This is a genomic window from Pseudomonas sp. B21-012, assembly GCF_024749305.1.
In the GTDB taxonomy this organism is placed as follows: domain Bacteria; phylum Pseudomonadota; class Gammaproteobacteria; order Pseudomonadales; family Pseudomonadaceae; genus Aquipseudomonas.
The window spans coordinates 2,288,451-2,307,951 of record NZ_CP087197.1; the positions used below are offsets into that span (position 1 = coordinate 2,288,451).

Consider the following 19,501-nt stretch of genomic DNA (forward strand, 5'->3'; position numbering starts at 1 on the left):
GGTGGGCCAAACGTTCTGAAGGGAGGAATTGGAGGATAAATCCGCGGCGGTTAAGCCGTCGTTAAGGCGGGGCCGGGTCTATGATTTTTTCGCGTTGCCCGTCTTGCCCTCTATATCCGTGCTGATGCAGCCCACTGATCAGATCCAATCGCACGATTCTCCCGCGCCGGCCTCCCAATAACACGCCTCTGGCTTCTGGAGGCGCGATCAGGAGGACTTCATGAACAAGCACAGCGACAGCGGCGCAAATTCGTCTGAACACGCCAGCAAAGCGGATGACTTGGGCTTCGACCCGGACTCGCCGGACCTCGATGATCCGCAGGTCGACCCCACCGGTCCGGCCAAGGCGCCTAACCAGCCCCGACCCGACCAGGCCGCCCGGGACAACGACTTCAGCCCGGACTTCAAGTCCAGGCCCGAAGACAAACCGCGCAAGGATGCCGACATTGATACCGATGGCGGTTAGCAACCCCGTAGTTGACAGGCGCTCGCGTCTGGGCCAAGTTGGCCGCCTTCAAGCCTGACCTCGGTCGGGCTTTTGTTTTTTCTGGCAGGGATGTCGATCGATCGTGAAGTTTCTCAAGAAAGCTGTGTGGTTTGTCCTCTGTGTTACCTCCGGGATTGTCATGGGTACCGGGCTGTTCCAGTTTGTCGGGCCTGGCGGCAATACCGACCTGGGCGCGATGCTGGTGATGATCGCGTTCTTCATGGGCTATTTTTTGCGCCCGCAACGCCCGCGGCAAGTGGTGCGCTGAGCCATGGACTGGAAAGCCCTGGAGAACAGCCTGGTCGAGTCGGCCCGGGCCACCCTGGAGGCGCTGCTCGCTGAAGGTGTCGGGCCGCTGTATGGCGCCGCCTTTCATGCCAGCTACCGCGAAGAGGAACGGGTCATCGACCTGCCGTCGTTTGCCGCCAACAGCCTGGCGGCGCTGGAGGAGGATCATCCGCGGCGCAAGCAGGAGGGCTTCTGGGGCGTGCAGTGGAACCCGGCGGACTGGCGCTGGGACTGGATGCTGGACGATTACGCCAACCCCACCCTGAGTGCCCTCGAAGCGCCGATGCAAGCCTACGCCAATCGCGCCGGGCCGGATGCCTGGACGGCGGCCGAGCAGCGGTTTGTGCAGACCGTGGCGCGCGCTGCCAAGGCGCTTAACCGCATTTACGCTAAAGACCCACGGCTGGCCAAGGACTTCATCGTGTTCTTCCATGATGAATGCGGCGGGCCGCAGCTTGCGGCCAAAAGCCTGACGCCGCGCCAGTTTCTGCTGCACTTCCCCGAGCAGGACGCCACTGGCCAGGAGCGTCGCCGGGTAGCCGCGCTGGCAGAGCAAGAGCAGGTGAGTTATTACCTGCGCTGCCTTGTCCGTCCTATGCCGATTGACGCTGAAGAGGCCTGCCGCTGGCTGATTGCCCGGGGTGCCAGTGCCACGGCGGCGCTGCTGCAGATGCTGCACAAGGGCCCGGAGCGCTGGCGGGCGGCGATGCTCCTGGGGCTTGCCGGGGTCGCCGACCCGGCGGCAATCGCGGCGCTGCGCTTGCAAGTGGTCAACGGCACAGAGCCGAGCACGCGCAGGTGGAGCGCCAACGCGCTGGGTTACCTGGGTGATTTCGACTGGTTGCTGGCGCAGGCTGATGACGCAGCGCTGGCGAGCTTGGCGGTGGCGGGTTGCTGCGCCAATCTTCGGGCCTTTCGGGATCAGGGCGCGCAGGCGCCGGTACTTGACTACCGGCCGCTGGAAACCCTGCTGCAGCGTTACCCGCAGTGCGCAGCGGACGCCGAGGAGGTGATCAAGCCGGGCTCCAGCTACTGCACCATCAGCAGCAGCGATATCGACGAAGCGCTGCGCGGCCTGGGGGGCGAGCATGTCGCCATTCGTCGCCATGCCGCCTGTGTGCTCGACAACCGTCGACTGGGCAAGCGCAAGCTGAAAGCGGCCCTGATCGCGCTGCAGGAATGCCTCAATGATGCTGACCCGAAGGTGGCCTACCTGGCTGGCTTGACCTTGGAGTCGCTGCAACGCTGAGACGGGCAACCTGCCTCTGTCTTGGCAGCCACTGGTCCCGCGGACACAGCTCCACTGTGGGGCTTTGCCAGCGTCCTACAGGTCCGGTGTATGCAGATCTATTGTGGGAGCGGCGGTGCGACGCCTCGACTTGACCCGCGATGAGGCCGGTGCAGTCAGCACATCAGCTAGCGCCTGGATTGCGACCGCTTCGCGCTCGATCGCGGGGCAAGGCCCGCTCCTACAGGCCCGGTGCATGCAGATCTATTGTGGGAGCAACTGTCTTGATCAGGCTGTTAGCACATCACCTGGCGCCTGCTCGCCTGGCGCCGCAAACACCCAACCATACAAAGGACAGCAACCAGACGTAATACCCATAGGTGTACCCGGTAACGGTGAACTGACCGTCCTCGTCATACAGGCTCACCCGTTGCCACTGCAGCGACAACCCGGCCAGCAACGCCAGCAGGGCATAGATCAACCGGCGCCTGTCGCTACGGGTGCGGTAGGCCGCCAGGAACAAGGGGTTCGCCAGCCAGGCGAAGTAGCCGAACAGCATCGCCGGCAAGCCCAGGATGCAAGCAATGAAGCCGGAATTGATGGTGTGGCTGTACTCCTCGCGCAGCCAGTTGTGCTCCTCGCTGTGCACCGCCGGGAGCACCAGGCTCAGCAGGTACAGAGCAAGAGCCAGGTGACGCCATTGCAGCCGAGGCAGGCGCAATTTGTTCATCGTGGCAACTCGATGCGCGCCACCAGGCCACCGCCCTGGCGGTTGCTCAGGAGCAGTTCGCCGCCTTGTTCACGCACTGCCGAGCGCGCCGACGACAGCCCCAGGCCAACCCCACCGGTATCACGGTTGCGCGAGGACTCCAGGCGAAAGAACGGCATGAACACCTGTTCCAGCGAGGCGTCGGCAATGCCCGGGCCACGGTCGCGGATTTCGATGATGATGGCCTGGGCGCCGCGGCTCAACTGCACTTCGGGCTCGCGGGCGTACTTCAGAGCATTTTCCACCAGGTTGGTCACGGCGCGCTTCAAACCCAGTGGCCGGCCATGGAACACCAGGTTGGCCGGGCCTTCGAAAGCGATGCCGATCTGCTGGTCGCGGTAGTCGTCGATCAGGGTTTGCAGCAGTTCGGCCAGGTCGAACGGGGTGGTTTCTTCCAGCCGGGTTTCGTCGCGGAAAAACCCCAGCGCGGCATTGATCATGCTCTGCATCTCATCAACGTCACGGAACAGCTTGCGCTGTTGCTCGGGGTCGTCGATGAACTCGCCGCGCAGGCGCATGCGCGTCAAGGGCGCGCGCAAGTCGTGGGAGATGGCGGCGAGCATCTGCGTACGCTCGGCGACGAAGTGCTGGATCTGCGCCTGCATGGTGTTGAAGGCGGTGATCGCCTGGCGCCATTCGTGCGGGCCTTCGAGGCGGATGGGCGGTGCGCGAAAATCACTGCCAAAGCGCCGCGCCGCCCGGGCGAAGCGCTGCAGCGGGCCGGCCAGCTGGCGGGTGCCGACCCAGGCCACCAGCAGCGCGGCAACCAGGGCCAGCACGCCGATGATGGTAAAGCGCATGGCCGAGCTCAGGCCCCAGCTGCGATATGGCGGGGTGAAGGCCAGCCAGCTGCCGTCGCTGATCTGCATGACCAGTTTGTAATGGGCGTCGGCGCTGTCCGCCGGCCAGTCGCTGGGCTGGAATCCCTCAAGCTGGCGTGGGCTGTCGGCCAGCAGGCGCTGCAGCGGCGGGGTTTCTTCGAGGGTAATCCGCGCGCCCGGCCCGGGCAGTTGCAGGTCGGCGCGCTGGCGGCTCCACTGCACCTCGAGCAGCGGGTTGCTGGCGGCCTTGGCCAGGGTCGCGCGCAGTTCCGGTGGCGCCGCTTCGAGGGTGCGGGTGGTGACGGCGATCTGTTCCAGCAGGCCGGTCTGGGTCAACGGCGGGCGTGCCCAGACCCCGGCCATTTGCACGAACAGCACATTGAGCGCCACCGAGGTCAGCATCGCCGCGATGATGGTCAGGGCGATGCGCCGGCTAATGCTGTCGCGGCGCAGGTCGAGGCGGATCACGAGCGGCTGACCTTGGCGCTGAACAGGTAACCGCCATTGCGCACGGTGCGGATCAGCTCCGGGCGCTTGCTGTCGGGTTCGATCTTGCGCCGCAGGCGGCTGACCTGCACGTCGATGCTGCGGTCGAACGCCTCGTGTCCCTGACCACGGGCGAGGTCGATCAGTTGCTCGCGGGTGAGGATGCGCTGCGGGTGTTCGAGGAATACCAGCAACAGGTCGAACTCTCCGGCCGACAGCGGCACCATCACCCCGTCGGGGGTGCGCAGTTCACGGCGGGTGACGTCCAGCTGCCAGTGGTCGAAATGAATCAGCGGGCGGCTTTCCTCGGTTGTCGGGCGCAGTTGCTCACCGGCCCGGCGCTGCACGGCGCGCAGGCGGGCGAGCAGTTCGCGGGCGTCGAAGGGCTTGCCCAGGTAGTCGTCGGCGCCCAGCTCCAGGCCGACGATGCGGTCACTGAGCTCGTCCATGGCGGTAAGCATGATGATCGGGATGCCGGTGTTGGCCCGCAGTTTCTGGCACAGGCTCAGGCCGCCTTCGCCGGGCAGCATCAGGTCGAGGATGATGATGTCCGGGCGCTGCTGCTCGATCGCCGCCCACATGGCCTCGCCGTTGCCGGCCAGGTCGACGTCATAGCCGTGGCGGACAAAGAACTTCTTCAGCAGGGCACAAATTTCCAGGTCGTCATCGACGATCAGCAGTCTGCTCACGTTGTGGTCCACGGGCCGTGAAAAGTGCGTATCTAAAACCATTCTGCGCTGCCGGTCATTTATTTCAATCTCGTAACATTCCTGCAAGGCCGACACAAAGCGGACATCAGCCAGCAAAAGCCCTGGGGCAGGCTGTGGCCAGTTCACTCAAGAGAGTTTTCCATGCCGGCCACCCACCCGACCCAAGACTTTGACAGCAACCAGTCGCTGACCCTCGACCTGCGCACCCAGGAGCTCTGGCGCAACGCGCTGCTCAGCTACCAGGACTCGCGCCTGGGTTTGTCCAGCGACGGCAGGCACATGCTCCTCAGCCATTATTTCGAGCGCTACAGCCCGACCAGCAACCAGTGGATGGAGTACAGCTACAAGATCCCCGTGGGCGAACTGGTGCACTGGATCATGAGCCACGGCGAGCTGCACGTGGACCGCTCGACCAGCACGCCGCGCCCGGCCAATGACGGCTTCGGAGGCTGAGCATGCGCAAGCAATTGATCGTACCGCTGTTGAGCGCCTCGCTGCTGCTGGCCGGTTGCAGCCAGAACAAGGTCAGCCCCAAGGAGTACTCGGGCTTTTTGCGCAACTACGACCAGTTGAGCGAACACAAGACCGCTTCCGGCGACGCCGTGCTGCGCTGGGTCAGCCCCAAGCTGCGCATGGAGCGCTACAGCCAGGTGTACATTGCCCCGAGCCAGTTCTACCCGATGCCCAAGACCAGCCCGCAGATCCCGGCGAGCACCCTGCAGGCGGTAACCCGTTACTACGATGCGGCGCTCAAGCGCGAACTGGGCAAGGTCCTCAACCTGGTCGAGCAGCCCGGCCCGCACACCTTGATCGTGCGCCCGGCGATCACCTCGGTGGGCGCCCATACCCAGGCGCTGCATTTCTATGAATACCTGCCAGTGACCCTGGTGGCCGCCGGGGTCAGCAGCGCCGTCGGTATTCGCGATCTGGACAGCGTGATCGCCACCGAAGCAGCGTTCCTCGACGGCGGCAGCCGCGCGGTGGTTGCCGAGGTGGTGCGCAAGGGCACCGGCCTGCCGCTGGAGAACGACGATCAGGTGATGACCGCCGACAACCTCAAGGTGGTCCTTGATGGCTGGGCGCGGGACTGGCGCCAGGCCGCCGAAACCCTCCAGGCGCAGAAGCGCGGCGCCGTCACAGGGCAAACAGCCAAGGCACCATGATCACGCTGACCACCATCACCAGCAGGGTGAACGGCACCCCGACCTTGACGAAATCGCCGAAGCGATACTGGCCGGGGCCGAGCACCAGGGTGTTGACCGGCGACGATACCGGGGTCATGAACGCCGCCGAGGCGGCCAGGGCGACGATCATCGCAAAGGGGTAGGGCGAGGCGCCCAGTTGCTCGGCGGTGGTCACCGCCACCGGCGCCATCAGCACTGCGGTGGCGGTGTTGGAGATGAACAGGCCGATGATCGCGGTGATGGCGAACAGGCTGGCGAGGATCACATAGGGCCCGGCGCTGCCGAGCATCTGCACCAGGCCGTGCACGGCCAGGGCGATGCCGCCGGTTTTCTGCAGGGCCAGGGCGAACGGCAGCATGCCGACGATCAGCACCAGGCTCTGCCAGTGGATGGCGCGGTAGGCGCTGTTCATGTCGATGCAACGCCCGGCGCCCATCAGCAGGCAGCCGATCAGCGCGGCAATCACGTTGGGCACCACGCCGCTGACCATCAGCCCGACCATCACCGCCAGGCTGATCAGCGCATAGGGCGCGCGGTTGCCGGCCGGGGCGACGTTGTCGATTTCCGCTGGCAGGCTCAGTACCAGGAAGTCCCGCGGCTGGGTCTGCAACTGGCGAATGGCTTTCCAGGTGCCGATCACCAGCAGGGTATCGCCGAGCTTGAGTTTTTCTTCCACCAGTTGATCTTCGATGGCGTTCTGGTCGCGGCGCAGGCCCACCACGTTGAGGCCCCAGCGGCTGCGGAAGGTCAGCTCCAGCAGGCTCTTGCCGATCAATTGCGAGCCGGGCGGCACCGCCACTTCGGCCATGCCCACTTCCTGGGACTGGTCGATGAAGTAGGCGGCCTTGAAGTGCAGCGGTTCCAGCTGCATGCTCTGGCACAGGCGGCGCAGGTCGTCCTTGGGCGCGAACAGGTCGAGCAGCAACACGTCGCCTTCGTGCACCGTGGTGCTCGAATCGGGGCTGAGCACGCGGGTGGTGAACTTGTGCTGGCGCTCGATGCCGACCACGCTGGCGCCGTGTTCGGTGCGCAGTTTCAGTTCGCTCAGGCTGTGGCCGATCAAGGGCGAACCGGGGCGCACGCGCAGGCGCCGTTCGCGGCCGGCGAGCTTGTAGTCGATGATCAGGTCGAGCAGGGTGCGGCGGGTTTGCGCGCTGCCGTCCTTGCGCACTTCACCGCCCAGCCAGTGGCGGGTCAGGAGCATGTAGCCAACCCCCAGCAACAGCACCACCAGGCCGAACGGGGTAAAGCTGAAGAAGCTGAAACCGCTTTCGCCATGGCGCACCAGTTCACTGTGCACCACCACGTTGGGCGGGGTTGCCACCAGGCTGAGCATGCCGCTGATCAAGCCGGCGAAGGCCAGCGGCATCATCAGCCGGCTGGGCGAGACCTGCATGCGCGCGGCAATGCTCAACACCACCGGAATGAAGATCGCCACCACCCCGGTGGAGCTCATCACCGAGCCCAGGCCGGCGACGCAGACCATCAGCAAGACAATCAGCCGCGCTTCGCTGTTGCCGGCGCGGTCGGCCATCCACTCGCCGATGCGGTAGGCGATGCCGGTACGCACCAGGCCTTCGCCGATCACGAACAGGGCGGCGATCAGCACCACGTTGGGGTCGCTGAAACCGGCCAGGGCTTCCTGCACGCTGATGATGCCCAGCAGCGGCAGGGCGACGATCACCAGCAGGGCGACCACGTCCATGCGTGGCCGGTTGGCGATGAACAGGGCCACGGCGCTGAACAGCAGGCCGAGTACCCAGAGCAGATCGTGGTTCATGCAGTCATCCTGATACCTGAAGGCTGCAAGTCTGGCAGAAAATCAGCGCCAGTTCGTTGATGTGCTGCAGCGTGCGGGGCATTGCCGCGGATCGGTGGTAGAGTGGCCGCCGATTTTTGCTCATTCAAGGAAGAACGTTTTGGACCACAACACCAGCAACTGGAAGGGCACCGCCGTGGCCCTCGGTTTCATTGGCTGCATCACGCTGATCGGCTACATCATCAACTACACCTCGACGATCAATGTCTTTCTGATCTGGGATTTCAAGGCCTACTCCTACATCGCCATCTGCTTCAGCCTGGTGGCCCTGGCGTTGCTGGGTACGTTTTTGCTCAATCACCACAACATCGACACCAACGTCTTCGGCGGCCTGCTGGTGTTGGCGATAGCGGGTATCTCGCAGATGATCTTCGGCGTCGAGCCCTCGGTGATCATGTGCCTGGCCGGGCTGTACGTGGCGGGGGTGATAGGGCTGATGAACGGCATGGCCAACAAGCGTGAAGTCGAAGAAGACGAGGACGCCGACGAGGCTTTGTAAGTTAGCCGGTGCCTGCCTGCTGGCGCAGCACCCTGAGGTCGCGGCTGTCGATCACATAGGTGCGCGCCAGCCAGTCGCCGGGCCGCTGGCAATGGCGCGACTCGGCGCACAGCCAGATGACGATCAGGCCAAAGGCGGCCTCGAACGGCCGGGTGATGCCGCGCACCAGCGCCTGCAACAGGTTCGGCGGCTGGCCGGTGCGGTTGATCACCATCAGCCCCAGCAGCAGCTTGCCCGGGGTTCGCCCGCGCATCAGGTATTCAAATACCGGGAAGTACAGCAGCTGCATCAGCAGCATGCCGTCTTCGCCACGGCCATAGCCGAGCACGGCCAGCACAAACCAGGCGCCAAGGGCGAGCAGGGTATCGAGCAGCCAGGCGCCGATGCGGCGGATGATCAGGGTGGTGCGGGAGACGTGCATGGTGATGGCGCTGATCCTTGCGAGGTGGGGCGATGGTCGCATTCCTGGCGCTTTAACGCACGGCCTGGATTGGCAGCAACCCCCTGATGCGCTCACAATTCTTGCACCAATGGATTAACACTTATAGCCAAGGAGTATTTGCTTATTGTCGCCGGTGCTTTAACCATGTGGATTGGATCCACAGCACGGATGCGACTCAATGGCCAGGCATATTGTCATTGTGGGTGGCGGCGTCGGCGGTACGATGCTGGCCAATCAACTGGTAAGCAAGCTCTACCCGGAAGTGCTCAGCGAGCAGGTGCGCGTGACCCTGCTGTCCAATTCCGCTCATCACTACTACAAGCCCGCGTTCATGTACGTGGCCTTCAACCAGTTCTTCGAAAACGAGCTCAAGCGCCCGCAGCGCTCGTTGCTGCGCCCGGAAATCGACTTCCAGGTGCAGGAAGTCACCCACTTCGATTTCGCCGGGCAGACCCTGCACACCCGCTCAGGCAAGCGCTACGGCTATGACTTTCTGGTGATCGCCACCGGCTGCGTGCCCGCCCCGGAGCGTATCGAGGGCCTGCAGGAGGCCGGTGACCACTTCTACCAGTACGAGCCGGCGCGGCAACTGGCGCGGCGCCTGGCGAGCATCGAGAAGGGGCGGATTTTCATCACCGTGTCGTTTCCGCAAACCCCCAACGTGCCGCACCAATGCGGCATCGCTCCGGTGGAAACCACCCTGATGCTCGACGACTACCTGCGCCAGCGCGGGGTGCGCGACAAGGTCGAGATCATCTACACCTACCCGAGCACCGCGCAGCTGCTGCGCAATTGCCTGTTCTTGCAGCGGCCCACCGGCGAGATCCTGCCGGGCATTTTCGAGCAGAAGAACATCCGCTTCCAGCGCGGCTTCACCCTCAGCAAGGTCGACCCCGAACAGCGCATTGCCTACTCCGAAGAGGGCGACGCGCAGCCGTTTGACATTCTCATGGCCACGCCGCCAATCCGCGCGGTGGATGCCGTGTTGCACAGCGGCGCCTCGCGCGCGCCGAACAATGAAGGCTGGCTGCCGACCAACCACGAAACCCTGCAGGTCTATGGCCTGGAGCACGTCTATGTGATCGGCGACAGCGTCGACCTGCCGATCAGCAAGGCCGGTGGCGCCGCCATAACCAGGCACCGATAATCGCCAACAACATCGCCGGCGAAATCCGCCTGGGCAGCACCTGCGCGGTGTACGACGGCAAGGTCCAGGCTGCGGCGCAGATGGGCCTGGGGATGGGCATGCCGCTGTGCTACGACTACCTTCACGACGTGCTGCCGACGCCGCCGACCAAGCTTGGCAGCCTGCTGCGCAATGGATTCAACCGCGGCCTGTACTGGGCCGTAGCCCGTGGAATGCTTTGACCCGATAACGGGAGGAGCCGAGTGTCATGGATGCTATCGATTCACCCGCCGTAGTGAGCGCCAACCCGGGCCTGGACGCCCTGCTGCGCAAACTCCAGCCGCTGCTCGACAGTGGCCGCCTGGACAACGTCGTCGACCTGCTGTCACTGAGCGCCGACCTTGTCGACCTGCTCGATGCGGCCATGGTCGAGAAACTCTCGGGGCTGTTCGAGGAGGCCACGGCCCTGAGCTGGAACCTGGGCAATGCCTTGCGCATGGCCTCGGCGCAAACCCGCAACCAACCCACCCCCAGCCTGTATGGCCTGCTGTTGCTGCTACGAGACCCGCACACCCGTCGAGGGCTTGCCCTGGTACTCAGAGTATTGAATGTCATTGGACGACAGGATTGATCGCACGGAGCTAGAGGACCACCGTCATGCTCGAACCGCGTAAACGCACCACCGCACCCGGCGCCAACAGCGCCTGGGACCCCAAAAGCTACCTGCAGTTTGCCCGCCTGCGCGAACGCCCGGTGCTGGAATTGCTCGACCACCTGCACCTGGACTCACCCGAATGCATCTATGACCTGGGCTGCGGTACCGGTATCGCCACGCGCCTGCTCGCCGAGCGCTGGCCACGGGCCGAGCTGTTCGGCGTCGACAGTTCGGTCGAGATGCTCCAGGAGGCGCTGGCACTGCCGATCAGCGTCAACTGGCTGCATGTCGATGTCAGCCAGTGGCAGGCGCAAAAACCGGCCAACCTGCTGTTCGCTGCCGCCGTGCTGCACTTTATCGAAGACCACGAAAGCCTGTTGCCGCGCCTGCTCGGGCAGTTGCAGGCGGGCGGCTGCCTGGCGGCGCACATGCCCAACTGGCGCGATGCGCCCTGGTACCAGTTGATGCTGCGCGCCCTCAGCGAGCCCGGGCCCAGTGGCCGGCCGTTAGGGACCCTGGAACTGCGCAAGTTCATGGCCGCGCGCAATGTGCTGACGCTGGACAGCTACTACCGCTTGCTGGCGCCGCTGACCCGCGAGCTGGACATCTGGGAGACCGAGCACCTGCAGGTGGTCGAGGGCAATTCGCCGATCTTCGACTGGGTCAAGGTCTCGGCCCTGCGCCCGGTGCTCACTGCCCTGGACGAGGTCGAACGCCAGGCCTTTCTCGACAAGTACCTGAAGCTGTTGCACGCGCACTACCCGCAGGAGGACGACGGCCGCACGCTGTTCCCGTTCAAGCGCACCTTTATTGTCGCCACCCTGTGAGGTTGCCCGGCCTCAGCGCCGGGCGATGTCGTAGGGCAGCAGCACCACGTCCAGGGTCACGTCCACCGGCAGCGAGACGATAAAGGCCGCCGGGCAGACCAGGGTTGGCCAGCAGTACTGCAGGTAGGTCGGGGCGAACAGCATCGCCACATTCGAGCGGCTGCCCATGAAGGCGCCATCGGAGGGGCGCTCAGAGTAGTAGCCCGAGCCCCGGCCCATGATCGAGCCGCAGGCAGAGAGGGCGAGGGTGCTGCTGAGCAGCAGGCAGGCGAGGGTTCTGATGGTGCGCTTCCTTGGCAGATGAAACCGCGGCTTTATGCACGCGGGTTGTCTCTTTGACGCCCGGGCAATGCTACAGTCACGTCTTTTTTCTGACGAGGATGAGTCATGCGGGTAGTAATGGCGATGGTCGCTGCAGCGTTGTTGGCCGGGTGTGCGTCTTCGGCCATGGAGGCGGCGCGCGGCCAGGCGCCGACCAAGGCCTTCACCTCGACCAAGGCGGCGGATGTGGTTGCCCAGTGCATCCAGTTCGGCTGGCAGGACGAGGACGTCTTCGGGGTCGATGCCAGCGGCTACCTCGAGCCTGGCAAGCAAGGCGGCTTCACCGTCTACACCCGTGAGGCGGAGTCGTTTGCCGACATCAAGGCCCAGGGCGCCAGCACTGCGGTCAGTTACTACGCCAAGCACAACGACAACGTCGCCCTGCGGCGCATGGCGGCCCTGGCCACCTGCCTGTAAAGCGGCCTAGCGCGGCATGTACCTGAGCTGCCAGCGCCGCGGGATCTTCAGCGAGATCACGCCCAGCGCGGCGGCCAGCAGGGCGCTGAACAGCAGTGCGGCCAGATCGAAGGCCTGCTCCAGCAGCACCCCGAGCACGGCGCCGACGAACATCCCGGTCCACGGAATCAACTGCACCCGCCAGCCTTGCCGGCGCTCGCCCAGCAGCGCCCGGCCCAGGCCCCGGCCAAAGCGCGAGAGCGCGCCGGTGACATAGGTGAGGCCGATCGGCAGGCCGTTCACCTCTTCAACCACCGCGTTGATCATGCCCATGGCGGTGACGGCCGAGACCAGTGCCGGCAGTTGCAGGGTGCTCGGCAGCAACGCCGCCAACCCCAGCAGCGCGGCGATGATCAGCAGCAGCGGGCACGGGCGGCGGCCGCTCAGGCGCGCGATCACCACGCCCAGGGCATTGCCGACGACAAAGGCCAGCAGCACCGCGCCAATGCGCAGGATCGGCGCCAGCTCACCTGCACCCAGCGATACCGCCAGGCGCGTGGTGTTGCCGCTCATGAACGAGACGAAATCGCCGGTGGCCATGAAGCCGATGGCGTCGGTCATGCCGGCCAGCACCGACAGCGCGGCGACAAAATACAAGCCGACCCTGCCGCGCAGGCGCGCGACCCGGGCAGAAGTGGAGGTGGAACCTGGCAGCATCCTTGGCGCTCCCGATAAGCGATGAGTGGGCTTAGGGTTTTTCTGTCAGCCGTGCTTCGAGCCCGGCGATATGCGCCTGCAGGCGCTCGTGCTCGCAGCGCTCGGCGCTGATGTCCTCGAACACGCTGATCAGGTGCTCCGGCGCACCGTCCCGGCGGCGCTGCAGCGAGGTGCGCGCGCGCACCCAGAGGTACTCGCCGTTCTTGCGGCGCACGCGTTTTTCCACCTCGTAGCGCTCGCTCTGGCCCGCGAGCATGGCCTGCAGCAACTGCAGGTTGGCGGCCAGGTCATCGGGGTGGGTGATCTGCTGGAAGGTCATGCCGTAGAGTTCTTCGGCGCGGTAGCCGAGCAGCTCGCAGAGGCTGTTGTTGACCCGCTGCCAGCTGCCGTCGGGGTCGATGTAGGCGAGGGCGCCCCAGGCCAGTTCGAAGATCGCCCGGAAGCGCTCTTCACTGTTGCGCAGTTCTTCTTCGGCGACCTTGCGCTCGGTGTTGTCCATGCTGATGCCGACCATCTTCACCGAACGCCCGGCACTGTCGCGCAGCACCGTGGCCCGGGAAGCAATCCAGCGCACCTCGCCGTCGGGGCGGGTGATGCGAAAATCGCATTCGCAGCCACTGCCGTCGGCCACCGCCTGGGCGTACATGGCCTGCATGTGCTCGACGTCTTCGGCCGGCAGGTGGGCCCAGAAGTCTTCGTTGCGATGCACCGGCCAGCCATAGACCTGCTCGACGTTGGGCGAGTAGGTAACTTCGTCGCTGATCAGGTTCCATTCCCAGGTGACGATGCGCGCACCTTCCTGGGCCAGCTTCATGCGCGTTTCGCTTTCCATGATCTGGGCGGTGTAGCGCCGGCGCAGGTCGGTCATCGGCAGCTCGACCACCTGCGGCTGCTGGATGTTCTGCAGGGCTTCTTCGCCGTAGCGCAGCCAGATCCAGTTGACCTTGAGAAAATCGGCCAGCTTGCGCAGGTTGTCGTAGTCGATTTCGCCGCCGCGGGTCCATTTGTGTACCGCCGTGCGCGAGATCCCCAGGGCCGTGCCGACGGCTTGCAACGTCAGTTTGTGATGCTCGAGCAGTTCCTTGAGGCGAAAGGCGAAACTGTTTTCCATCATCGGCAGGGTGTCCTGATCGGGGGCCAAGAGCCTGCCAGTATACCTGTGGGGCAGCTTCAAGCTTCAAGCTTCAAGCTTCAAGCTTCAAGCTGCAAGCTGCAAGAGGAGCCTGAGCGTACCTGTCTTGCAGCTTGAGGCTTGAAGCTTGGAGCTTGATGCCTACAGATCCAACACCAAGCGCGCCGAGCGGGCCCGCGAGACACAGAGCATCATGCTCTGCTGCGCGGCTTTTTCGTCATCGCTCAGGTATTGGTCAAAGTGCTCGGCCTCGCCCTCAAGGATCGCCGTCTCGCAGGTGCCGCACACGCCTTCGCGGCACAGGCATTCGACCTTGGCGGCCTTGGACTTCTCGATGGCCTGGAGGATGGTCATGCCTTCCTCGACCTGCAGCTCGGTGCCGGAACGGGCCAGCACCACGGTGAAGGCGGCGCCGGTGACCGGGGCGGCGGCGAACTGCTCCCAGTGCACGCGCTGCTCGCCGATGCCGGCCTTGGCGGCGGTGGCGATCACCGCATCGATCAGCGGCTTGGGCCCGCACACATACAGGTGGGCATCGTCCGCCAGGCCGGCGCACAGCGCGGCGAGGTCGAGCTTGCGCTCGAGGCTGTCGATGTAGAAACGGGTGTTGCCGGCATGCGGGCCGCTTTCCAGCTGCTGCTGGAAGGCACCGTGCTCCGGGGCGCGGAAGGCGTAGTGCAGCTCGTAATCAGTGGCGCCACCTTCCAGCTCGTGCAACTGGGCCAGGAACGGCGTGATGCCGATGCCGCCGGCAATCAGCACATGGCGCCCGGCGCTGGGGTCGAGGGCGAACAGGTTGTTCGGCGAGGAGATGGTCAGGCGGCTGCCAACCTGCACCTGCTGGTGCATGAACGCCGAACCGCCCTTGGACTGCTCTTCAAGGCGCACGCCGATCTGGTAGCTGCGGGTGTCGCGCGGGTCGCTCATCAGCGAATAGGCGTTGCTGAACTGGCTGCCATCGGCGCCCTGCATCTGCACGATAACGTGGCTGCCGCCGGTGAAGGCGGGCATCGGCGCGCCGTCTTCGCGGGCCAGGGTGAAGCGCTTGATCAGCGGCGTTGCCTGTTCGACTTCGGTTACCTGCACGCTGAACATTTCATACTTGTTGGCCATGTTTCACCTCGACTGCAACAGCACGCGGCAGGCCCTGCCGCGTGTCGGAACCTGTGCTCAGACCGCCAGGCACAGGTATTTGATTTCCAGATAATCCTCGATGCCGTACTTGGAGCCTTCACGGCCCAGGCCCGATTGCTTGATGCCACCGAATGGCGCGACCTCGTTGGAGATCAGCCCGGTGTTGACCCCGACCATGCCGTACTCCAGCTGCTCGGCAACCTTGAACACCCGGGCGATATCGCGGCTGTAGAAGTAGGCGGCGAGGCCGTACTGGGTGGCGTTGGCCAGGGCAATGACCTGCTCGTCGCTGCTAAAGCGCACCAGCGCCGCCACCGGGCCGAAGATTTCTTCTTCGAGCAGCTCCATGCCCGGGCCAATGTTGGCCAGCACGGTGGGTTCGAAGAAGTTGCCGCCCAGGGCATGGGCCTTGCCGCCGAGCACCAGCTCGGCGCCTTTGCCGAGCGCGTCGTCGATCAGGCTGCGCACCTTGGCCACCGCCTTGTCGCTGATCAGCGGGCCGATCTGGCTGCCGGCGGCGCTGCCATGGCCGACTTCCAGGGCCCGTACGCGTTCGACGAAGCGCTGGGTAAATTGCTCATACACGCTGTCGTGCACGTAGAAGCGGTTGACGCACACGCAGGTCTGCCCGGCGTTGCGGTACTTGGCGACGATGGCGCCTTCGACCGCCGCGTCGATGTCGGCATCGGCGAAGACAATGAACGGCGCGTTGCCGCCCAGTTCCAGGCTGACTTTCTTGATGGTCTCGGCGCACTGGCCCATCAGCAGGCGGCCAATTGGCGTCGAGCCGGTAAAGCTCAGCTTGCGCACGCTTGGGTGGCCGGTGAACTGCGCGCCAATCGCCGGGGCGTCGCCGGTGACCACGCTGAACACCCCGGCCGGTACCCCGGCGCGTTCGGCAAGCTCGGCCAGGGCCAGGGCGCAGAACGGTGTTTCGTTGGCCGGCTTGACCACCATGGTGCAGCCAGCGGCCAGGGCCGGAGCGACCTTGCGGGTGATCATTGCCGCCGGGAAGTTCCACGGGGTGATGGCGGTGCACACGCCGATGCCTTGCTTGATCACCAGCAGGCGTTTGTCGTTGGACGGGCTGGGGATCACGTCGCCATAGACGCGCTTGCCTTCTTCGGCGAACCATTCGACGAAGGAGGCGGCGTAGCGGATTTCACCCAGGGCTTCGTGCAGCGGCTTGCCCTGTTCGAAGGTCATCAGCCGGGCCAGGTCCTGTTCGTGTTCGAGCAGCAGTTCGAACCAGCGGCGCAGCACCTGGGCGCGTTCCTTGGCGGTGCGCCCGCGCCAGTCGGCCAGGGCCGCTTCGGCGGCTTCGATGGCGCGCACCGCTTCGTTGCCGGCCATCAGCGGCACGCTGCCGAGCAGCTCGCCGCTGGCCGGGTCGGTTACTGGCAGGCTGCGCCGGTCATCGGCGTCGCACCAGCGCCCGGCAATGTAGGCCTGCTGGCGGAACAGCTTGTTGTCATTGAGTTTCACGCAAGGCACTCCGAAGCGCGCCGCAGGCGGTCAGGCCTGCGGCGGGCGGTATCAGTCGTTGAGGTGGGCGACGGCGATCAGGTTGTGGAAGTGAGCAATGCCGTGCTCGCTCATGCCGCTGCGCTCGCGGTCGGCCATGATCCGGCCCTGGCCACGGTAGCCGCGCGACTTGAGGCCTTTCTGCACGCTCTCGACCAGGCGCAGGTCTTCGGGGCGGAACACTTCGCGGTACCAGTCGATGAGCTTTTGCTGCTCTTCGCTGATGTCCTTGTTGAGGAAATAGATGTCGTAGTGCTGCAGGGTGGTTTCGGCATCGACCGGGAACTCGTAGATCACGGTCATGAAGTTGGCTCCCGGCGGCACGTTGAACATGGTGCACGGCCAGGCCCAGAAACCTGCGAAGGAGGGGTCCTTGACGCTTTCGTCGAACTTGAACGACTGCTCCGAAGGTTTCGCCAGGCCGTACTGCAGGGTCCAGTTGCCATGCATGCTGTGGCTGTACTGGCCGACGTCGACCGAGTCGGAGAAGCCCGGGTGGGCCGGGGCGCAGTGGTAGCACTCGAGGTAGTTGTCGACGATCGACTTCCAGTTGGCCGGGGTGTCGCTGACAAAGCGCGCGGCCAGGTGCAGGTCGTCGATCACGCCGCAGGCTTCACGCATGCGCGCTTGCAGGCCGGGCAGCTGGTCTTCGACCGAGCCTGCTTGCATGTCCATGTTGATGAAGATGAAGCCTGCGTATTCTTCGACGCGCAGCTGCACCAGGGTCGAGTTCTCTTTGTCGAAGTTGACCACGTTGTCGCAGTTGCGGGCGTGGGCCAGGTCGCCGTCGAGCTTGAAGGTCCAGGCGTGGTACGGGCAGGTGATGACGTTCTTGGCCTTGCCGCTGCCGCTGAGCAACTGGTGGCCACGGTGCGGGCAGACGTTGTAGAAGGCGCGCAGGATGCTGTCGCGACCGCGCACGACGATGATGCTTTCGCCGATCACTTCACGGGTGATGTAGGCGTTGTTCTCGGCCACTTCACTGCGGTGGCCGACGCAGATCCAGCTGCGGGCGAAGATGTTTTCTTTCTCGTGCTCGAACACCGCGGCCTGGGTGTAGAAGCTCGCTGGGATGGTGAACGCCTCTTCGGCGTTGGCGCAGAAATCGGCGGGCAGGCGTTTGAAGTCATTCATGATCGGGGTCTCACAAGCACGGTTTTTAGTTATTGGTTAACGCGTATCTATCAGTTAACAAGTCAGGCAAAAAAATTTACTGCGTTGTAGGAGCGGGCTTGCCCCGCGATCAGGCCTGCAATGGCTCAGATCGCTATCGCGGGGCAAGCCCGCTCCCACAGGTGTGTGATCAGTGCACTGCGGCGGCGCTGCGCGGGGCTTTTTGCGCCGGTTCTTCACCGGCCATGCGCGCCGCTTCTTCCTCGATGCGGTAGGCCGGGACCTGGCCGTAGTCTTCGATCATCCATTTGAAGAAGCCGTAGATCTTCACCAGCAGGATCACCATGAACGGGATGGCGGTGAGCACCACGGCGGTCTTCATGGTCGACAACGAGGCCTTGGCGAACAGCATGGCCAGCGGCACCAGGGTCAACACCACGCACCAGAACAGGCGGTGGGTCGGCGTCGGGTCGTCGCCTTCGCGCAGGTTGCGGGTGCTGGTGGCGGCCACGGCATAGGCGGCGGCGTCCATGTGCGAGGCGCAGAAGATCGCCATGATGAACAGGTACACGCCCAGGAACACCTGGCCCCACGGCAAGGCCAGCAGCAGATGGGTCACCGCCGATTCGCCGCCTTGTTCGCTGAGCATCTTCGGCACGTCGACGGCGCCGGTGATGAACTGGTGCATGCTGTAGCTTTCCAGCGCACCGAAGAAGAACCAGCAACCGAAGCTGCCACCGAGCAGCAGGGCCATGACCACTTCCTTGATTTGCCGGCCGCGCGATACGCGGGTCACGAACATGGCCACGCCTGGCGCGTAGGACACCCACCAGAGCCAGTAGAACACCGTCCAGTTGCGGGTAAAGGCACCATCGCCGGCCGGGTCGGTGAACAGGCTCATGTGCACGTAGTTCTGGATCATCAGGCCAATCGAGTTGGCGGTGTTGTTGATGGTGAACTGGGTCGGGCCGACCAGCAGCACCACCAGGGCAAACACCAGGGCGCCGATACAGACCATCTTGCTCAGGCGCTGCAGGCCGCCATCGATGCCGATGTAGGAGCTGAGCGAGAACATCACCGCCACCGCACCGATCACCAGCAGTTGCACGGTGAAGGTGTCCGGGGTGCCAGCCAGGTCATGCAGGCCGCGGGTCAGGGTCGAGGCGGTGAGCGCCAGCGACACGGTCAGCGCGCCCATCATGGTCAGCAAAAAGATCAGGTCGACGCTGCGCCCGACCGGGCCGGTGGCCTTGAAGCCGGTCACCGCTTCAACGATCGAGGCCAGGTTCAGGCCGCTCTTCTTGCGTACATGAAAGTGATAGGCCATGGCCAGCGAGGCCAGGGCATAGATCGACCAGGCGCTGACGCCCCAGTGGAAGAACGAGTAGCTGATGCTGTACTCGAGCGCCTTGGGGGTAGCGGCGGCGATGTTCAGGCCCGGGGTCTGGTAGTAGTAGGCCCATTCCATCACGCCCCAGTACAGGGTCGAGGAACCCATGCCGGCGCAGATGAACATGAACACCCAGGTGGCGGTGGCGTACTCGGGTTTGCCACTGCCCAGGCGGATGTTGCCGTACTTGCTGAAGGCCAGGTAGAGCACCGCCAGCGAGCTGCCGAACACCAGCACCTGAACACTGGTGCCGAAGGTCCGGGTCGACAGTTCGAACAACTGGTTGGCCGCGTGCTCGGCTTCGCCCGGGAAGGCTGCAAGGCCGATGACAGTGAGCAGCACGGCAATCAAACTCACGGTAATCAGGAACACATCTATCTTTTTATTTTTGTGCGACATCATCGTCTCCTGGACGTTGGCGTTCTTAGCTATA

At 64.5% G+C, this 19,501-nt stretch carries 21 protein-coding genes and 1 pseudogene; 10 read left to right on the forward strand and 12 right to left on the reverse strand.

The genetic code is table 11. The features are described 5' to 3' along the window. The first annotated feature begins 220 nt into the window (after window positions 1–220). From LOY37_RS10495 to LOY37_RS10505, 3 genes are all read left to right on the forward strand, one after another. The gene (locus LOY37_RS10495; protein ID WP_258716820.1) at window positions 221–466 is read left to right on the forward strand and encodes a DUF6021 family protein; all 246 of its coding nucleotides are present in this window, start codon (window positions 221–223) and stop codon (window positions 464–466) included. Window positions 467–569: 103 nt separating this feature from the next. Then, the gene (locus LOY37_RS10500; RefSeq protein WP_143013292.1) at window positions 570–755 is read left to right on the forward strand and encodes a hypothetical protein; all 186 of its coding nucleotides are present in this window, start codon (window positions 570–572) and stop codon (window positions 753–755) included. Window positions 756–758: 3 nt separating this feature from the next. Next, complete coding sequence (locus tag LOY37_RS10505; RefSeq protein WP_258716821.1) at window positions 759–2,024, forward strand: DUF4303 domain-containing protein; 1,266 nt, start codon at window positions 759–761, stop codon at window positions 2,022–2,024. 283 nt (window positions 2,025–2,307) lie between these two features. Here LOY37_RS10505 and LOY37_RS10510 read toward each other — a convergent pair whose 3' ends face one another. Genes LOY37_RS10510 through LOY37_RS10520 form a run of 3 tightly spaced genes read right to left on the reverse strand, consistent with a single transcriptional unit; the run spans window position 2,308 to window position 4,810 of the window. Further along, window positions 2,308–2,733 carry a hypothetical protein gene (locus tag LOY37_RS10510; protein ID WP_258716822.1) on the reverse strand — a complete coding sequence of 142 codons (426 nt, stop codon included), beginning with the start codon at window positions 2,731–2,733 and terminating at the stop codon, window positions 2,308–2,310. Beyond that, a complete protein-coding gene (locus LOY37_RS10515) occupies window positions 2,730–4,061 on the reverse strand; it encodes a cell wall metabolism sensor histidine kinase WalK (protein ID WP_258716823.1) in 1,332 nt (443 codons plus the stop codon). Before LOY37_RS10515 ends, LOY37_RS10510 begins: the two co-directional genes overlap by 4 nt. After that, complete coding sequence (locus LOY37_RS10520; protein ID WP_093384480.1) at window positions 4,058–4,810, reverse strand: response regulator; 753 nt, start codon at window positions 4,808–4,810, stop codon at window positions 4,058–4,060. Before LOY37_RS10520 ends, LOY37_RS10515 begins: the two co-directional genes overlap by 4 nt. Window positions 4,811–4,930: 120 nt before the next feature. Between LOY37_RS10520 and LOY37_RS10525 the strand changes: the two genes are divergently transcribed. Together LOY37_RS10525 and LOY37_RS10530 are read left to right on the forward strand one after the other, a co-directional pair. Further along, window positions 4,931–5,242 (forward strand): hypothetical protein, encoded by a 312-nt coding sequence (locus tag LOY37_RS10525; protein WP_093384477.1) that lies wholly within the window; start codon window positions 4,931–4,933, stop codon window positions 5,240–5,242. Between the two features lie 2 nt (window positions 5,243–5,244). Further along, entirely contained in the window at window positions 5,245–5,952 is a 708-nt protein-coding gene (locus tag LOY37_RS10530; RefSeq protein WP_093384474.1) for a DUF3313 domain-containing protein, read from the forward strand. Here LOY37_RS10530 and LOY37_RS10535 read toward each other — a convergent pair. Then, window positions 5,924–7,753 carry an SLC13 family permease gene (locus tag LOY37_RS10535; protein WP_195883690.1) on the reverse strand — a complete coding sequence of 610 codons (1,830 nt, stop codon included), beginning with the start codon at window positions 7,751–7,753 and terminating at the stop codon, window positions 5,924–5,926. The genes LOY37_RS10530 and LOY37_RS10535 overlap by 29 nt on opposite strands. 139 nt (window positions 7,754–7,892) lie before the next feature. Here LOY37_RS10535 and LOY37_RS10540 point away from each other — a divergent pair, with 139 nt between their 5' ends. Then, window positions 7,893–8,291, forward strand: coding sequence for a hypothetical protein (locus tag LOY37_RS10540; RefSeq protein ID WP_045201241.1), 399 nt, complete (start codon window positions 7,893–7,895; stop codon window positions 8,289–8,291). 1 nt (window position 8,292) lies between these two features. On the opposite strand, the gene LOY37_RS10545 is transcribed toward LOY37_RS10540, so the two are convergent. After that, a complete protein-coding gene (locus tag LOY37_RS10545) occupies window positions 8,293–8,712 on the reverse strand; it encodes an RDD family protein (protein ID WP_258716824.1) in 420 nt (139 codons plus the stop codon). Between the two features lie 199 nt (window positions 8,713–8,911). Here LOY37_RS10545 and LOY37_RS10550 point away from each other — a divergent pair. The 3 genes and pseudogenes from LOY37_RS10550 (at window position 8,912) to LOY37_RS10560 (ending at window position 11,341) form a co-directional block, all read left to right on the forward strand. After that, window positions 8,912–10,101: pseudogene (locus LOY37_RS10550) on the forward strand (FAD/NAD(P)-binding oxidoreductase). A 26-nt stretch (window positions 10,102–10,127) separates the two neighbouring features. Beyond that, window positions 10,128–10,490, forward strand: coding sequence for a DUF1641 domain-containing protein (locus LOY37_RS10555; RefSeq protein ID WP_195883694.1), 363 nt, complete (start codon window positions 10,128–10,130; stop codon window positions 10,488–10,490). 26 nt (window positions 10,491–10,516) lie between these two features. After that, window positions 10,517–11,341, forward strand: coding sequence for a methyltransferase domain-containing protein (locus tag LOY37_RS10560; protein ID WP_213601731.1), 825 nt, complete (start codon window positions 10,517–10,519; stop codon window positions 11,339–11,341). 12 nt (window positions 11,342–11,353) lie between these two features. Here the strand turns inward: LOY37_RS10560 and LOY37_RS10565 are convergent, their stop codons facing one another. Continuing rightward, a complete protein-coding gene (locus LOY37_RS10565; RefSeq protein WP_176794274.1) occupies window positions 11,354–11,509 on the reverse strand; it encodes a YceK/YidQ family lipoprotein in 156 nt (51 codons plus the stop codon). A gap of 219 nt (window positions 11,510–11,728) precedes the next feature. Between LOY37_RS10565 and LOY37_RS10570 the strand changes: the two genes are divergently transcribed. Then, window positions 11,729–12,079 (forward strand): DUF2322 family protein, encoded by a 351-nt coding sequence (locus LOY37_RS10570; protein WP_045201247.1) that lies wholly within the window; start codon window positions 11,729–11,731, stop codon window positions 12,077–12,079. Window positions 12,080–12,085: 6 nt separating this feature from the next. On the opposite strand, the gene LOY37_RS10575 is transcribed toward LOY37_RS10570, so the two are convergent. The 6 genes from LOY37_RS10575 to LOY37_RS10600 form a co-directional block, all read right to left on the reverse strand. Next, window positions 12,086–12,775: a YoaK family protein gene (locus LOY37_RS10575; protein ID WP_093384453.1), complete on the reverse strand. Its 690-nt coding sequence runs from the start codon at window positions 12,773–12,775 to the stop codon at window positions 12,086–12,088. 31 nt (window positions 12,776–12,806) lie between these two features. Continuing rightward, on the reverse strand, window positions 12,807–13,889 hold the full coding sequence (locus tag LOY37_RS10580; RefSeq protein WP_093384448.1) for a helix-turn-helix transcriptional regulator: 1,083 nt from the start codon (window positions 13,887–13,889) through the stop codon (window positions 12,807–12,809). 159 nt (window positions 13,890–14,048) lie between these two features. Further along, on the reverse strand, window positions 14,049–15,020 hold the full coding sequence (locus LOY37_RS10585; RefSeq protein WP_093384445.1) for a PDR/VanB family oxidoreductase: 972 nt from the start codon (window positions 15,018–15,020) through the stop codon (window positions 14,049–14,051). Between the two features lie 57 nt (window positions 15,021–15,077). Then, on the reverse strand, window positions 15,078–16,526 hold the full coding sequence (locus LOY37_RS10590; RefSeq protein ID WP_258716825.1) for an NAD-dependent succinate-semialdehyde dehydrogenase: 1,449 nt from the start codon (window positions 16,524–16,526) through the stop codon (window positions 15,078–15,080). Window positions 16,527–16,577: 51 nt separating this feature from the next. Continuing rightward, a complete protein-coding gene (locus LOY37_RS10595; protein WP_045201252.1) occupies window positions 16,578–17,699 on the reverse strand; it encodes an aromatic ring-hydroxylating dioxygenase subunit alpha in 1,122 nt (373 codons plus the stop codon). Window positions 17,700–17,868: 169 nt separating this feature from the next. Continuing rightward, a complete protein-coding gene (locus tag LOY37_RS10600; protein WP_052676557.1) occupies window positions 17,869–19,467 on the reverse strand; it encodes a BCCT family transporter in 1,599 nt (532 codons plus the stop codon). Window positions 19,468–19,501: the final 34 nt, after the last annotated feature.

Bases quoted from the DNA above. Each gene is read 5' to 3' on its own strand.
- LOY37_RS10570 (WP_045201247.1), top strand. From the start codon at position 11,729: ATGCGGGTAGTAATGGCGATGGTCGCTGCAGCGTTGTTGGCCGGGTGT.
- LOY37_RS10525 (WP_093384477.1), top strand. From the start codon at position 4,931: ATGCCGGCCACCCACCCGACCCAAGACTTTGACAGCAACCAGTCGCTG.
- LOY37_RS10560 (WP_213601731.1), top strand. From the start codon at position 10,517: ATGCTCGAACCGCGTAAACGCACCACCGCACCCGGCGCCAACAGCGCC.
- LOY37_RS10555 (WP_195883694.1), top strand. From the start codon at position 10,128: ATGGATGCTATCGATTCACCCGCCGTAGTGAGCGCCAACCCGGGCCTG.
- LOY37_RS10495 (WP_258716820.1), top strand. From the start codon at position 221: ATGAACAAGCACAGCGACAGCGGCGCAAATTCGTCTGAACACGCCAGC.
- LOY37_RS10520 (WP_093384480.1), bottom strand. From the start codon at position 4,810: ATGGTTTTAGATACGCACTTTTCACGGCCCGTGGACCACAACGTGAGC.
- LOY37_RS10545 (WP_258716824.1), bottom strand. From the start codon at position 8,712: ATGCACGTCTCCCGCACCACCCTGATCATCCGCCGCATCGGCGCCTGG.
- LOY37_RS10575 (WP_093384453.1), bottom strand. From the start codon at position 12,775: ATGCTGCCAGGTTCCACCTCCACTTCTGCCCGGGTCGCGCGCCTGCGC.
- LOY37_RS10530 (WP_093384474.1), top strand. From the start codon at position 5,245: ATGCGCAAGCAATTGATCGTACCGCTGTTGAGCGCCTCGCTGCTGCTG.
- LOY37_RS10585 (WP_093384445.1), bottom strand. From the start codon at position 15,020: ATGGCCAACAAGTATGAAATGTTCAGCGTGCAGGTAACCGAAGTCGAA.
- LOY37_RS10535 (WP_195883690.1), bottom strand. From the start codon at position 7,753: ATGAACCACGATCTGCTCTGGGTACTCGGCCTGCTGTTCAGCGCCGTG.
- LOY37_RS10510 (WP_258716822.1), bottom strand. From the start codon at position 2,733: ATGAACAAATTGCGCCTGCCTCGGCTGCAATGGCGTCACCTGGCTCTT.
- LOY37_RS10595 (WP_045201252.1), bottom strand. From the start codon at position 17,699: ATGAATGACTTCAAACGCCTGCCCGCCGATTTCTGCGCCAACGCCGAA.
- LOY37_RS10505 (WP_258716821.1), top strand. From the start codon at position 759: ATGGACTGGAAAGCCCTGGAGAACAGCCTGGTCGAGTCGGCCCGGGCC.
- LOY37_RS10565 (WP_176794274.1), bottom strand. From the start codon at position 11,509: ATGGGCAGCCGCTCGAATGTGGCGATGCTGTTCGCCCCGACCTACCTG.
- LOY37_RS10580 (WP_093384448.1), bottom strand. From the start codon at position 13,889: ATGATGGAAAACAGTTTCGCCTTTCGCCTCAAGGAACTGCTCGAGCAT.
- LOY37_RS10600 (WP_052676557.1), bottom strand. From the start codon at position 19,467: ATGTCGCACAAAAATAAAAAGATAGATGTGTTCCTGATTACCGTGAGT.